15 protein-coding genes and 1 pseudogene are annotated in these 13,253 nt (G+C 59.2%); 10 read left to right on the forward strand and 6 right to left on the reverse strand.

Going from position 1 to position 13,253, the window contains the following annotated elements; all coding sequences use genetic code 11:
- Positions 1 to 165: 165 nt before the first annotated feature.
- Positions 166 to 873: a hypothetical protein gene (locus ACILRC_RS14800; protein ID WP_395670140.1), complete on the forward strand. Its 708-nt coding sequence runs from the start codon at positions 166 to 168 to the stop codon at positions 871 to 873.
- Between the two features lie 95 nt (positions 874 to 968).
- A complete protein-coding gene (locus ACILRC_RS14805) occupies positions 969 to 1,814 on the forward strand; it encodes a crotonase/enoyl-CoA hydratase family protein (protein WP_395670141.1) in 846 nt (281 codons plus the stop codon).
- 163 nt (positions 1,815 to 1,977) lie between these two features.
- On the opposite strand, the pseudogene ACILRC_RS14810 reads toward ACILRC_RS14805, so the two are convergent.
- The 4 genes and pseudogenes from ACILRC_RS14810 to ACILRC_RS14825 form a co-directional block, all read right to left on the reverse strand.
- Positions 1,978 to 2,751: pseudogene (locus ACILRC_RS14810) on the reverse strand (crotonase/enoyl-CoA hydratase family protein).
- 28 nt (positions 2,752 to 2,779) lie between these two features.
- Positions 2,780 to 3,247 (reverse strand): DUF4442 domain-containing protein, encoded by a 468-nt coding sequence (locus tag ACILRC_RS14815; protein ID WP_395670142.1) that lies wholly within the window; start codon positions 3,245 to 3,247, stop codon positions 2,780 to 2,782.
- A 65-nt stretch (positions 3,248 to 3,312) separates the two neighbouring features.
- Positions 3,313 to 4,014, reverse strand: coding sequence for a TetR family transcriptional regulator C-terminal domain-containing protein (locus tag ACILRC_RS14820; protein WP_395670143.1), 702 nt, complete (start codon positions 4,012 to 4,014; stop codon positions 3,313 to 3,315).
- Between the two features lie 385 nt (positions 4,015 to 4,399).
- The gene (locus tag ACILRC_RS14825; protein ID WP_395670144.1) at positions 4,400 to 5,359 is read right to left on the reverse strand and encodes a LysR family transcriptional regulator; all 960 of its coding nucleotides are present in this window, start codon (positions 5,357 to 5,359) and stop codon (positions 4,400 to 4,402) included.
- 137 nt (positions 5,360 to 5,496) lie between these two features.
- Here ACILRC_RS14825 and ACILRC_RS14830 point away from each other — a divergent pair, with 137 nt between their 5' ends.
- From ACILRC_RS14830 to ACILRC_RS14850, 5 genes are read left to right on the forward strand one after another with little or no spacing between them, the layout of a single operon-like run.
- Positions 5,497 to 6,288 carry a crotonase/enoyl-CoA hydratase family protein gene (locus ACILRC_RS14830; protein ID WP_395670145.1) on the forward strand — a complete coding sequence of 264 codons (792 nt, stop codon included), beginning with the start codon at positions 5,497 to 5,499 and terminating at the stop codon, positions 6,286 to 6,288.
- A 24-nt stretch (positions 6,289 to 6,312) separates the two neighbouring features.
- A complete protein-coding gene (locus ACILRC_RS14835) occupies positions 6,313 to 8,094 on the forward strand; it encodes an acyl-CoA dehydrogenase family protein (protein ID WP_395670146.1) in 1,782 nt (593 codons plus the stop codon).
- A gap of 37 nt (positions 8,095 to 8,131) precedes the next feature.
- On the forward strand, positions 8,132 to 8,959 hold the full coding sequence (locus tag ACILRC_RS14840; protein ID WP_395670147.1) for a metal-dependent hydrolase: 828 nt from the start codon (positions 8,132 to 8,134) through the stop codon (positions 8,957 to 8,959).
- Positions 8,960 to 9,008: 49 nt separating this feature from the next.
- The gene (locus tag ACILRC_RS14845; RefSeq protein WP_395670148.1) at positions 9,009 to 9,467 is read left to right on the forward strand and encodes a PaaI family thioesterase; all 459 of its coding nucleotides are present in this window, start codon (positions 9,009 to 9,011) and stop codon (positions 9,465 to 9,467) included.
- Positions 9,464 to 10,249: a crotonase/enoyl-CoA hydratase family protein gene (locus tag ACILRC_RS14850; protein WP_395670149.1), complete on the forward strand. Its 786-nt coding sequence runs from the start codon at positions 9,464 to 9,466 to the stop codon at positions 10,247 to 10,249. The genes ACILRC_RS14845 and ACILRC_RS14850 overlap by 4 nt, the downstream gene beginning before the upstream one ends.
- 101 nt (positions 10,250 to 10,350) lie before the next feature.
- On the opposite strand, the gene ACILRC_RS14855 is transcribed toward ACILRC_RS14850, so the two are convergent.
- Together ACILRC_RS14855 and ACILRC_RS14860 are read right to left on the reverse strand one after the other, a co-directional pair.
- Complete coding sequence (locus ACILRC_RS14855; RefSeq protein ID WP_395670150.1) at positions 10,351 to 11,139, reverse strand: MaoC/PaaZ C-terminal domain-containing protein; 789 nt, start codon at positions 11,137 to 11,139, stop codon at positions 10,351 to 10,353.
- Positions 11,140 to 11,183: 44 nt separating this feature from the next.
- Positions 11,184 to 11,768: a carboxymuconolactone decarboxylase family protein gene (locus tag ACILRC_RS14860; protein ID WP_395670151.1), complete on the reverse strand. Its 585-nt coding sequence runs from the start codon at positions 11,766 to 11,768 to the stop codon at positions 11,184 to 11,186.
- Positions 11,769 to 11,828: 60 nt separating this feature from the next.
- Between ACILRC_RS14860 and ACILRC_RS14865 the strand changes: the two genes are divergently transcribed.
- The 3 genes from ACILRC_RS14865 (at position 11,829) to ACILRC_RS14875 (ending at position 13,157) form a co-directional block, all read left to right on the forward strand.
- Complete coding sequence (locus tag ACILRC_RS14865) at positions 11,829 to 12,158, forward strand: winged helix-turn-helix transcriptional regulator (protein WP_395670152.1); 330 nt, start codon at positions 11,829 to 11,831, stop codon at positions 12,156 to 12,158.
- Between the two features lie 141 nt (positions 12,159 to 12,299).
- Positions 12,300 to 12,911 (forward strand): lysophospholipid acyltransferase family protein, encoded by a 612-nt coding sequence (locus ACILRC_RS14870; protein WP_395670153.1) that lies wholly within the window; start codon positions 12,300 to 12,302, stop codon positions 12,909 to 12,911.
- Positions 12,912 to 12,920: 9 nt separating this feature from the next.
- Positions 12,921 to 13,157 (forward strand): hypothetical protein, encoded by a 237-nt coding sequence (locus tag ACILRC_RS14875; RefSeq protein WP_395670154.1) that lies wholly within the window; start codon positions 12,921 to 12,923, stop codon positions 13,155 to 13,157.
- The last annotated feature ends 96 nt before the right edge of the window (positions 13,158 to 13,253 follow it).

The following is a 13,253-nucleotide window of genomic DNA, read 5'->3' on the forward strand; positions in this document are numbered from 1 at the left end:
GCCAGTCAGGAGGTGCCAACCCTGTAGGACGCTATAGTTATCCACAGCCAGCAACCTAAATGCTGGCTACAAGCCCCCTATCAAAATTGGATCGGCACTCCCTGTCAGGATTCAATCGGCGCCAACAGCCCGGGACGATTCAAACCTTTTTTCCTTTCTTTAGTCATGTCCAAGTTGGTACACGTCCCCGTTGAAGGCGCAAAGCCACTTGCAATACAAGATGAAAATGCAACTGGCTTGTACGTGGTGAAGAGCGCTCAAGCTGCGAGACTCTTGCGTAACGATCGCCTGCTTGCGTTTCTCTCTGTCTTCCTGGCGGGGCCGAGTGTCTTGTCTAAGGCCGCATTGCAGTGTCAGTTGCCAATTAGCACATGCTCACGGATGGCGACCAGGCTGCTGGCACAGGGTCTGCTCGTCGTTGACAGCGTCACGCAGCGCGCTGGTCGTCCGATCACGCGCTACCGAGCCCCAGGGAAACGCATTTTCGTACCCTACTCGTTTGAACACGACCTGCTTCCCGATGAACTGATGCGGAGAATCACCCAAAAAAGGGTGACTGAACAATCACGCCTCCTGATAGAGGCTGGTCGAAAGACACTATTGCGTAGCGGCCATGCATCGTGGGGCACACTGATCTACGCTGACAGACAAGGCGGACTGGTTATGCGTCCTGACTTCGAGCCCGGCCGAACCCCCGCATTGCTCGACGAAGGAACACCATCCTACGTCAACTTGTACGCTTCAGAACTGAACTTGACTGGGGACGATGCCAAGCAGCTGCAGCGCAGGCTCGTTGAGCTCTTTATGGAGTACAAGGACAAGTCCGGGACTGGGGGCTTCTCGCTGTCGCTGGTACTGGCACCTAAAGCCTGAGCCGGCTGCCGCGCACGCCCGGCTACTTGCATTGACGTGTTGCGTTGATAGTTGAACTGCCTTCTTAATATTGATTTTTGAAAGGGCAGACCATCATGACCAATCCCGTTCTTCGCCATAGTCTAGAAAAAGGTGTTTTTTCTATTACCTTATCCCGGCCTCAGCAGTACAACACCATAACCCCACACCTCCGAGACGCGCTGAATGGCGCGCTTGAAGAAGCGCAACAAAATCCGGAGGCACGTGTAGTGCTACTGCAGGCCGAGGGACCTGCGTTTTGCGCTGGCTATGACCTTCAAATTGCAGTTGAAAACCAAGCCGAAGAAGCCACCCAGCGGCATTGGGACTCTGTGTCCGACTACCACGTGATCTCTTCATACGTTCGAGTGTTCCAAAAGTTATGGTATCTGAGCAAACCGACCATCGCGAGTGTGCAGGGTTGGTGCCTCGCCGGTGGCTGTGACCTGGCGCTATGGGCTGACGTAATTGTTGCTGGTCGCTCAGCTTCTTTTGGTTACCCGCCAGCGCGGGTGTGGGGTGTACCGACCAACCCGATGTGGATGCATAGACTTGGCTACCAGGCGACAAAGCGGTACCTTCTCACCGGGGATGAAATCTCAGCGACCCGCGCTTTTGAGTTGGGGTTGATACAGGAGTTAGTCGATGACTCGGTACTGGGAGAAACCTCACTGGCCCTTGCGCGCCGGATGGCGTGCCTACCATTGAATCAGCTGGAGATGCTGAAGATGTTCTGCAACCATCAGGCGGATCAGTCCGGATTGCAGACCACCAAGCTGCTAGGCATTTTGTTCGATGGCATCGCCCGCCATACGCGGGAGGGGCAGGACTTCGTCACCCGTGCGGCCAACGTGGGGTTTCGGCAGGCGGTGCGGGAGAGAGACGCACCGTTTGGCGACTACGGAACCACAAAACGGGGCTGAGTTTGTCTAACCAAGAATACGCCTTGATGGAAATGATGGATGGCCAAACGCAAGGGGACGACCGCGGGTCGCCCGGTTGCCATGATCGGGGCATCCTGTGGTTGCGCAACGCCAGTATGCAGGAGGAGACACCAATTGAATGTTCGGCACCGAACAGCGCCAGTTAATCGAAGTTTCCATGCCGACCATCGCCTTCGACGAAACGTGAGGAACCCGATAGCGTCTCTCCACTGTGGATCGTCGCAAGGCCATGGGCAATCTCGTTGGCTGTTGCGCCGGTTTCGTCCAAGTCCCATTGTTCTTGCACGGACATCCGGTCGTTGCGCATGGCGATCTGCGGAAATGCAGCGATGTTTTTCGCCCAAGCCAGGGAGGTCTCAAGTGCAGCACCGTCTTCGACAACCGCGTTGACAAGCCCGATCGCCATGGCCTCTTGGGCTTCAACCGGACGCCCGGTCAGGATCAGTTACAAGGCACGAACCAGCCCGATGATGCGCGGAAGGCGGATGGTTCCAAGGTCAACCAGCAGCACGCCAAAACGGCGGTTGAAGATGCCCAGAATGGCGGACCGGCCGACGATGCCCAGATCACACCACAATGCAAGCTCCATCCCGCCGGCGACCGGGTGACCCACGACGGCTGCAACCACGGGCTTGCGTGGCCGCAGGCGGGTCGGCCCCATCGGTGCAAACTCCCCGTCGGGGTTGACCGGTTTGCGCTCCCCTGGGGCCAGTGCCTTGAGATCGGTACCCGCGCAAAAGGCACCTGCCGCACCCGTGAGTATGGCGACATCCGCGTCGTCGTTGGCATCGAAAGACTTGAACGCCGCCAGCAAAGCCTGTGCAGTTGGCAGATCGACGGCGTTGCGGTGCTGTGGCCTCTTGATGGTCACAATAGCGACCCGGTCCCGGATGGAAATGGATACTGTCTCACTCATCTTGCGGCTCCCTTTCTACTGCGGTTTCCTATTGCTCTGGCTTCAAGCGGACATGGACCGTGCACGTCACCTCGCCGCACAAAACTCCGTTGGCGTCCTTAAGTTCAATACGGTACTGGCGGTCTATTCGCCCATGCTCGGCAACCAGGGCCTTGACTGCGTCGATCTCGTCGCGGGTCAATTCAAATTGGGCAAACAGGGTGCCTCTGCCGGGTTTCAGGAATTTGATGGTTGATAAACGGTCCAGACAAAGATAGTTGGGCCCTAAATTTTTTAAGAGCATCACGAGGTAGATGCCATGAACAGCGCTGTACATATTGCCGCCGCACATGGTTCCCATCGGATTTTTGGTCTTCAGCGTGAGTGGCAATTTGAGTTTCACAAGGCGCAAGTCAGCGCTGATGTGCGTGATCCAGGCACCCGTGGCCCGGAAAACCGGTGATAGATTGAAGGCATACCGCATCAATCGGGACTTGAGACTTTCTGTGGTACCCATGGTTTTGCTTTCATGTTGAATAGTTTGCCGGGGTTCGGCGCTAGCGGCGAAACGCCAAGGATTTGTCAACGACGGCGACCCGTTTGCCGCCAGCGCCTATTACTTCGACCCTCTTGGACCAATCCAATCGGTCCTGCAGCGTCATTTGCCCCCGAAACTGGACAATCTCTGCGTGCGTGATCTGGGAGACTGCCCTCTGAAACGGCTTCGATATGGGCCTCCAGCAACGTAGTCATCTGCTCCGCTGCCAGTGTCAGCGGGGCGGTGCTGCGCTCTAGGCGGGCGAGCATGAAGGCACCTTCAAAACAGGCAATAACCATCTTTGCAAGCGCCAAGGCCTTTGCCTTTGGCAGTGGCGTCAGGTGGGCCGCAAGTTGGTGCTGCCATTGCGCCATGATGTCCAGACACAGGCTGCGCAGGTGTTCGCTATCGTCATCAAGATCCAGCGCGACTGCTCCCACCGGACAGCCACTTTGGAAGTTGCGGGTTTTCATCATCTTTGCCGCAAACAAAAAGACGTTGGCTATCCTTTGCGAAACCGTAGGGGCTGTGGAAATTGCCGTCTCGCAGCCCTGCGCAAACGAGTCGGCATAGATCTGCAAAGCCTCCGCAACCCACTGCTGCTTGCCACCGGGGAAAAAGTGATAAAGCGATCCCCTTGATGCGCCGCTCAGAGCAATGACATCATTGAGGCCGGCTCCCGAGAGGCCAGACTGCGCGAGTAACTGCAATGTGGCGTCAAGCACTTTTTGGCGATTGGGATTCATGGCTCGCTTTGTACCGGGTCGAGGGCAACTGACTCTGTAGCAAATAAAACAAAAGTATACAGATCAGTCTATATATTTGCAAGCTGTTGCGTACAAACCAGTTACTTCACGTCAGATCAGTGGGTCACCTCTGGTTTCGATTCACCAATGCCACGGCAATCCATGGTGTGCGGCTCCTCTGCGTCAGCACCACCGCAACTAAAGCAGCCCCATTCTCAGAACCTCAGCCCGCCTGGCCACCAAAGCGCTGCCCACCCGGCTCATCAACGTCGATGTCGATGTCGATGTCGATCGATAAGGCTGCGCTTGAATCCGCAGGCCACCTGCTCGCGCACGACCTGGCGGCCGCGACGGAAGTTCCAGTCCCGCGCTCCCTCTCAGAGCGTCAGGCTTGCCGTTTGGAGTGCCATCGCTCAGCAACAAAACGCACCAAAGCACGCGCGCTTTCGCTCGCCACAGGGAAGGGCAAGGTCAGCGCCTGGACGGTTTCGCCTTCCGCCAACGGAAGGTGCCAGTTTGGCAAGAGATCGATGAGTAAACCCGAGTCGAGTTGTTGCGCGACGGAACAGTCCATGGTCAGCACCACGCCGCTGCCAGCCATCGCGAGGGCAATCAAAGTGTCAAGGTCTTCGCTGTAGACGACACCACGCACTTGCACTGTTTTCGAGTGCTTGCCGGAGCGCCACAGCAAGGTCGACGCATTGTCGCGGGCAGCACCAAACAGGAGCAGCGGTGTTGTGCTCAGCGCAGTTGGGTCGGGCAGCGGTGCGAATCGGAGTGGCGAAGCATAGGCACTGATGCGAAATGGAACCACTGGCCGCGCCACCAAATCTTCAGGCGGCTTGCGCGTTATCCGAAAAGCCACATCAACGCCTTCACGCAGCAGGTCCATGCGCCGGACGTTAAATAGCAGCTCATAGCTCAAGCCAGGATGTAGCTGTTGAAACTCGGCCAAAAGGGGTACCAGCAAAGTGCGGCCAATACTGGGCGCAGCACTGATGCGCAACCGCCCCGCGAAGCCAGCCTGCGTGGCGCGAATCGTGCCCCGTGCGGTTTCGGCGGCATCCAGCACCGCTCTGGCGTGCTGGGCCAGGCGCCGCCCAGCTTCGGTGAGCCCCAGCGAACGCGTGGTGCGCGCAAGCAAGGGTTGGCCGACAAGCGCCTCCATGGCTGCTACGCGCCGGCTCACGGCAGCCCGTGTTTGACCCAAACTGTGCGCTGCTCGCGCAAAACTGCCGGCTTGAACAACCCGGGCGAACAGTTCCAGTGCATTGGCATCCAGACCAGCCGCAGCCTCAAAGCGCAGTGGTACTGCAGTCGACTTATCTGAGATTGGTTCCCTCATGGAAGCAGTTTGTGCACTTTTTGTGATCTAGTCAACCGATAGCAACCCTTTAGTATCTCCTTATCTGTTCAAGCAGTGTCCTTTCACATGAACGAAAACCCCGCTGGGGCCGCAACCCAGCAACTGAGGAAAATCAAATGACCGATAACAACATTGGTTCCGTGACCCGCGAACGCAGCGAGGGCGTGTTCCTGATCGGCCTGAACCGGGTCGCCAAAAGAAACGCGTTCGACTACAACATGTTGGCGGACCTTTCCTCGGCCTTGGGCGAGTACGATCGCGACCCCGCGCTGCGCTGCGCGCTCGTATTCGCGCACGGCGAGCATTTCTCTGCGGGCCTGGACCTCATGGAACTGGCACCCAAGCTGACCGGCGGTGGGCTAAGCTACCCCGATGACGGGTTCGACCCATTTGCCGCAAGCGGTGCCATCATGCGCAAACCGTTGATCGTTGCGGTGCAGGGTGTGTGCTTCACGGCGGGCTTGGAGCTCATGCTGGCAGCAGACATCGCATTGGCGGCTGAAAGCGCGCGCTTTTCGCAAACCGAGGTGCTGCGGGGGATTACACCGTCGGGCGGTGCCTCCGTCCGATTCACGCGGGCCGCAGGCTGGAGTGACGCCATGCGCTACATGCTCACGGGTGATGAGTTCTCAGCCAGCGAAGCCTTGCGCATGCGGCTGGTCAGCGAAGTGGTGCCGCCCGCACAGTTGCAGGAACGTGCGCTGGCCTTGGCCCAGAACGTCGCCAAGGCCGCACCACTGGGCGTGCAGGCCTTGCTCGAATCGGCGCACCAGGCGCAGCGCGAAGGCGAAGCCGCAGCCTTGGCCGCTTTGATGCCGCGCCTGCTGGGTCTACTCAAGACGCAGGACGTGCGTGAAGGCGTGATGGCGATGATGCAAAAGCGCGCACCCGCGTTCAAAGGTGCATGAAATGTCACTCATAACTTTAGCCCCATGCTGAGTTTCGAACCCCCATTGCGCGAGCAAATTTTTCTACTGGAGCGCGTGCTGCACGCGTCTGAACAATGGCAAAAATGCTCAGATTTTTCGTCCATGGACGCCAACGACGCTGCGGCAGTCCTCGAAGCCGGTAGCCGATTTGCGACCCAACGCTTGCTGCCGCTGAACGCCAGCGGTGACCGGGACGGTTGCCGCCGCGAAGAGGGCGAGGTCAAAACACCTCCAGGGTGGACCGACGCCTATCGAGACTATGTCGATGCCGGCTGGCCGTCACTCACCGTTCCTGCAGGGCAAGGCGGGCAAGGCTTTCCGCGGGCCGTTGGCGCACTGTTCACCGAGAACCTGTGCGCGGCCAACCTGGCTTTCTCCATCCTCGCCAATGTGCGCGAAGGCGTCCTGGCTTGTCTCACCCGCTTTGCCAGTGCTGAGGTCCTGGCGTTGTACGCCGCACCACTGGCCAGCGGACAGTGGAGCGGCACGATGTGCCTGACCGAACCTCAGGCAGGCAGCGACCTGGGCCTCATCAAGACTATGGCCAAACAGGAGACCTCAGGCTTGTGGCGTGTGTCGGGCCAGAAGTGTTTCATCAGCAACGGCGAGCACGACTTGACACCCAATATCGTTCACCTGGTGTTGGCGCGTACGCCTGATGCACCGGCTGGCACCAAAGGTATCAGCCTTTTTGTGGTGTCGCGACAGCAACTGGCCGATGGCGGGATCGGCGCGCGAAACGGCGTGTCCTTGCTCGGTTTGGAACAAAAACACGGTATCCGCGCCAACGCAACCTGCGCGTTGGCCTTCGACAATGCGCAGGCGCACCTCGTGGGTGACATCGGCCAGGGGCTGCGGTGCATGTTCCTGCTGATGAACGGTGCACGGCTCGAAGTCGGCGTGCAAAGCGTGGGATTGGCAGAGATCGCGTACCAGAACGCATTGCAGCACTCCCGCACGCGACTGCAAGGGCGGGCGCTTGCCGGCGTGGCGCAGCCGTTGCTGTCGGCCGACCCCATCATCAGCCACAGCGTCGTGCGCCGCACGCTGTTGGCGCACAAACAGTTCATCGACGGCGGACGTGCCCTTGTCGCGTTGGTGGGGCTGTTGCTGGACAAGGAGCAACACCACCCGGATGCCGACGAGCGCCGCCGCAGCGGCGACCTGGCCGCCTTGCTCACGCCTGTGGTCAAGGGTTATTTATCCAACCAAGCCGCGGAGCACATCGGGGCAGCGTTATGCTTGTTCGGCGGTGCGGGTTACATCATTGAGACCGGCATGGAGCAAGTCGTGCGCGATCAGGCGATCTGCCGTCTGTATGAGGGCACCAATGCGATCCAGGCGCTGGACCTGTTGGGCCGCAAGGTGCTGGCCGATCAAGGCGCGCGGCTGAAACTGCTGGGAGCGTTGTTCGAAGAGACAGCCGTGGCACTGCAACAAGCCCCGCGCCTGGTACCGCTGGCTGCATCGCTGCAAACCTTCTCACGGGATGTCGGCGAGCTGGCGGCCGCTCTGGGCGTGGACGCGCTGTTCAATCGGGAAACCGTAGGCCACGCCGCACCGGCATTTCTGGAGTTGCTGGGTCACACCGTGATGAGCTGGATGCACGCGCGCATCGCGCTCGCTGCGGCCTCTGAAGACGACACCTGGCACAAGAACAAGGTAACCATGGCGCTGGACTACGTGGCCTGCATCCAGCCACGTGTCGCGTCGCTGTTGCAAACCCTGCGCAGCAATGCGGACAGCGTGTCGCGGCTTGAAACTGTCGACTTCTCTGCGCTCTGAATGCGCCCCGTTTTTCCCACCTACCGAGACCCCCACCATGAGCCAACTCACAATCCGTCGCCTGCACCTCGACTTTGGCCCGCCCCTGCCGCGCCACTGGTGCGGCGGCGATGCCTTTCGCACGGCATTCTTCAACGCCCTGTCGATGAGTTTCCCGCGTGGCGAGCAGTTTTTCATCGACTCGGTCAAGCACGGCGTCGCTACGCTGCCAGAGGACAAAAGAGCGGCTTTTGAGGCCGAGGTGAAAGGCTTCATTGGCCAGGAGGCTACCCATCGTCGTATTCACAGTCAGTTCAATGGCCATCTCGAAAAGCAAGGTTTGATCAACCATTGGCACGCCCGGTTCGACCGACGCGTGTCGCTGGTTGCCTCTGCCGACCCGCGGCATGGCCTGGGCATCACAGCCGCCACTGAGCACCTCACCGCCATCTTGTCGGACTGGGGTCTGGCCCACCCGCATTGGTTTCACAGCGAAGACGAGCGCATCAACACAATGTGGTTGTGGCACTTCAGCGAAGAGATCGAACACAAGTGCACCGCGATTGACGTGTACCTGGCACTGGGCGGCAATGACGAGTGGCGTGTTCGCTACTACCAACTCGTCACCAAGTCGTTCTTGTTTGAACTGACGCGCCAGACAATCAACAACCTGTGGCACGACGGTACTTGGTGGCGGCCCTCGACCTGGGCCAGCGCCAGCCGATTTTTGTTCGGTCGCGAGGGCCTGGTGCGCGCGCTGCGGGGGCCGTGGAAAGACTACTTGGCGCCCGGGTTCCATCCCAATCAGATGCACAACGCGCAAGCCGGTCGTTGGCTGCAGGAGAACCAACACGCTTACTCGCCGGTGTCGCCCAACCCAGTCTGAATGCCTGATCATCAGCCCATTGACCACCGATCCAAACAAAGGTAACCCGATGAATGACCTTCTGACCGCCGCCCGCGATGCCTTGGCGGCGCAGCCCTTCAGCGTCATGATGGGCACCGAAATGGTGTCCTACGGCGATGGTGCTGTCGCATTGCGGCTGCCCATCACCGACCAGATCAAGCAGGGCCGCGGTTTTGTGCACGGCGGTGTGCTTGCCTATCTGGCCGACAACGCACTGACTTTCGCTGCGGCGCTGTCTTTGGGCGGCGGCGTACTGACCGCTGAAATCAAGATCAACTACCTGAGACCTGCGGTTGGGCAAACGCTGATCGCCAGAGCCTGGACACTCAGTGCAGGCAAGACCCAATGCGTCAGCCGCTGCGACGTGTTTGCCGTGCAGGATGGGGTGGAAAAGCTGTGTGCCGCAGCGCAAGGTACAGTCCTGAAGGCGCAGGCATCTGATGACGTGGCTTCGCCGCCCCACGCTGCGAACGGGGGTGTGGCATGACCACTATCCTGTCGGTCCTCACCGCCGAGCGCGTGACCACTATCACGATCAACCGCGTCGAGCGGCGCAATGCGTTCGATTTGCAAACTGCCATCGCCCTCATCGCAGCGTTCAAGGCATTCGATGCCGACGACAACGCCGATATCGCAATCCTGACCGGCGCGGGTGGTGCATTCTGCGCTGGTGCCGATTTGCAGGCTTTGGCCGCAGGAGAACGCAAGCCGGTTGAACCCGATGGTGAGTTTGCGCCGATGGGACCAACCCGACTGCGCCTGGGCAAACCAGTCATTGCCGCTATCGAAGGCCATGCGGTTGCAGGCGGCATGGAGCTTGCCTTGTGGTGCGACATCCGCATCGCCGGAAGGTCGGCGGTGATGGGCATCTTCAATCGGCGCTTTGGCGTGCCACTTGTGGACCTGGGGACCATTCGTCTGCCGCGTCTGATCGGTGAAGGTCGGGCGCTTGAGCTTGTCTTGACGGGTCGCCCGGTTGCCATGGAGGAAGCCAAGGCCATCGGTTTGGTGACGCAGGTGGTTGACGATGGCGCAGCACTGGCGCACGCGACGGCGCTGGCGCGAACGCTGGTCGGCTTTCCTCAAACAAGCATGCGCAACGATCGCCTCTCGCTGCTGGAACAGTATGAACTGGGCGATGCCGACGCCATTGCAAACGAGATCCGCCGTGGCCTCATGACCATCCACAGCGGGGAAACATTGACTGGATCAAGCCGCTTTGCAGATGGCGCAGGGCGACATGGCACGTTTGAGTTTCACAAGGCGTAAGTCAGCGCTGATGTGCGTGATCCAGGCACCCGTGGCCCGGAAAAGCGGTGATAGATGGAAGGCATACCGCATCAATCGGGACTTGAGACTTTCTGCGGCGCTCACACCTTCTCCCCCGAGAACGTGCCGGTGGCGCAAACGGTTGCGCCGGCCAGTATCCGGTACCGGTCTGCCATTCGCTCCAGACGCAGTTGCCCAGGGACCATTGCGGGTTTCAGGAAAGTGGCCGACATGTGCGTCACGGGTGTACCTATCGTCTGCTCCAGCACCGCCTGGGTTTTCGCCACCAGAAACATCCCATGGGCAATCGGTTTCTTGAAGCCCAGCAGCTTCGCAGACCAAGGCCACAGGTGGATGGGGTTGTAATCCCCGGAAATTTTGGCGTACTGACGCCCTACACCGGATTCCAACGCCCAATCTGCGAGGTGCAGGAAATCTGCGTCGTGTTCTTTCGCGATCTCGGACTGCCCCGTTCTCATGCCAGCACGTTTGGTTAGATAGCGACTTTCACAGCGCACTTGGGCAGCCCCCCTCTGGCTGATCAGCACATCAAAATTGACGTAGAGCGCGCCTCTCTCGTCCATGGGCTCCTGGCTCGCGCTGACTTCAATGTCAATGGTCTGTGATAGATCGACCGGCCCACACCGTTGCATGGTGTTGGAAATGTGCACGATGCCTGCCACCGGATAACTGAACCTGGGGTCCATCATCAATCCCAGTTGTGCACGCTGGGCAAGCAGATACCAGTAACTCAGCGGGACCGATGCGTCGTCGGGGAAACCGGTGAATTCTTTGTATTCGAAGACGTGTTGCTGCGATGGCGGGTGGCTGGCATAGGTGGCACTGAATGTTTGGGACAACGGACGGGCCTTGCGCCCGGAAGTCAGCAAGGCACGTGGAATGATTCCCACACCGGCAGAGGGTAGTTGACTGCTCATGCTGGCTTGCCCACCGTGAAGACGGGGCCCGCCTGATACCGGTCGAACTCGGGGCGGATCAATGCAACCATCATGGCTACCCCAGTGTACAAGCCTACCAGCTGGGTGATCTCGATCAACTCCTCTTCTGAGAAGCAGTGCCTGGCGGACGCATACAGTTCATCCGGGACAGTCAGGTGTTTCACCAGTGCGTCGACAAGCTTCACCAGAATCAGCAACGCGTCGCGCCACAGCACGGGAGACACCTGGTCTGCCCGAATGTCGTCAATCTGCGCAGCGGATAAGCCCATGCGCGCGGAAATGGTCTGAACATGCAGATTGAACTCGTAGTCATTGCGCGTCGCCACACAGGTGCGCAGGATGAGTGTTTCTCTGACATCCTTTGCCAGCGTGCGCCGGTCCATCAGCCCCGTGGGGCCAATCAGGCCGGACTCCACCATGAAGGCGAACAAGGGGGCATTTCGGGCAACGCTCAAGAAAAGCTTCGGTGCCGGCATCCCCGGCGGTATCAGCTTTGCCATCTGGCCCGCGATGGGTTCGGCCAGTGGCTCCGGTAATGCTTCAATGCGTGAATGTGACATGTCGTTCCTTTGCTTCTAAAAACGAAGCGAGAATAGCACAGGTGCTGCTAAAATAGAAGCATGAAAAAAATAGATACTGATGTTGTCGGCCAAGCCAAAGTAAAAGCTGGATTCAATGCAGCTATCGAACTTTTTCACAAACGCTGGACGATGCGCATTCTTTGGGAGCTGCGCGATGGTCCGGTCACATTCCGGGAACTTCAAACCGCATGTTCTGAAGTTTCCTCATCGGTGCTTAACGTCCGGTTAAACGAGCTGCGCGAAGCGCAGTTGCTGGAACATACAACTGGCGAAGGGTACGGACTGACTCCCTGGGGTGAGGATCTTTTGGTGGCAATGCGACCTCTGGCAGCGTGGGCAGGGCGCTGGAATGAATCGAAGGGGAAATGAAGCCAAGGCTCCTGGTTTGCATTGTTTCTTCCAGGCGTGTTCTGCAACCGAAAGGAAGCAGCAGTGTCTTCCATCCGGCCAGTTGAAGCGTGCGTTGAGAGCCGCACAAAACCGACACGTCCGCTCTGTATCATCGCGGCCATGCTTGCCAAAATGGTGGGGTGGTTTTTGCTGGGACTGGTCCGGGTGCTCACCGGATCGCAGGCCCGCTGGCATGGCTGCCCGCCCAAGGCCGAGCAGCGCATCTACTTTGCCAACCACCAGAGCCATGCCGATCTGGTGATGATCTGGGCGGCCTTGCCCAAGGAACTGCGCAACGTGACGCGTGCCATTGCCGCACGCGACTACTGGACCAAGACGCCGTTTAAAAAGTGGCTCACCAGTGCGGTATTCAACGTGATTTATGTGTCGCGCGAGCGCACGGCGGAGGAAGACCCGCTGGAGCCGCTGATCGCTGCGCTGGCCAAGGGCGATTCCATCATTCTGTTTCCTGAGGGCACGCGCGGCCACCTGGAAGAGCCGCAGGCTTTCAAAGCGGGCTTGTTCAACCTGGCCAGCAAATTCCCGAACGTGGTGCTGGTGCCGGCCTGGATCAACAATGTGCAGCACGTGTTGCCCAAGGGGGAGGTGGTGCCGGTGCCGGTGTTGTGCTCGGTGACTTTTGGGTCCCCCATGCGGGTCGAAGACGGCGAGGATCGCCGCGATTTTCTGGTGCGGGCGCGTCAGGCTGTCATCGCACTGCGGGATGTATGAGGGCTTGACATGTACTTTTTCTTGAGAGACCTCACCCCCACGCAGCAGGTTGGCGCCCTGTTTGTGATTGTGTTCGGCCTGTTGCTGCTGGCCAGCGTGACCACGTTTGCGCTCTCCATCCGCGAGTACGCCGACGAAGCCCGGGCCGAGAGCCGCCGCCAGGAACTCAAAAGCGCCACCGGCGTGCTGCGCACCAGCTGGATGATGGCCCTGGTTGTTGCCGCCGACCGAAAATTGACAGTCTGAAAGGGCAAGTGCCGATTGAAAATTGACAGGGGTGTTCCACTGCTCTGCTGAAACTTTCAGCGGGGATGTAAGAGGTGATCACCATGGACATGATTG

This window comes from Rhodoferax sp. (assembly GCF_044236835.1).
Classification (GTDB): domain Bacteria; phylum Pseudomonadota; class Gammaproteobacteria; order Burkholderiales; family Burkholderiaceae_C; genus Allorhodoferax.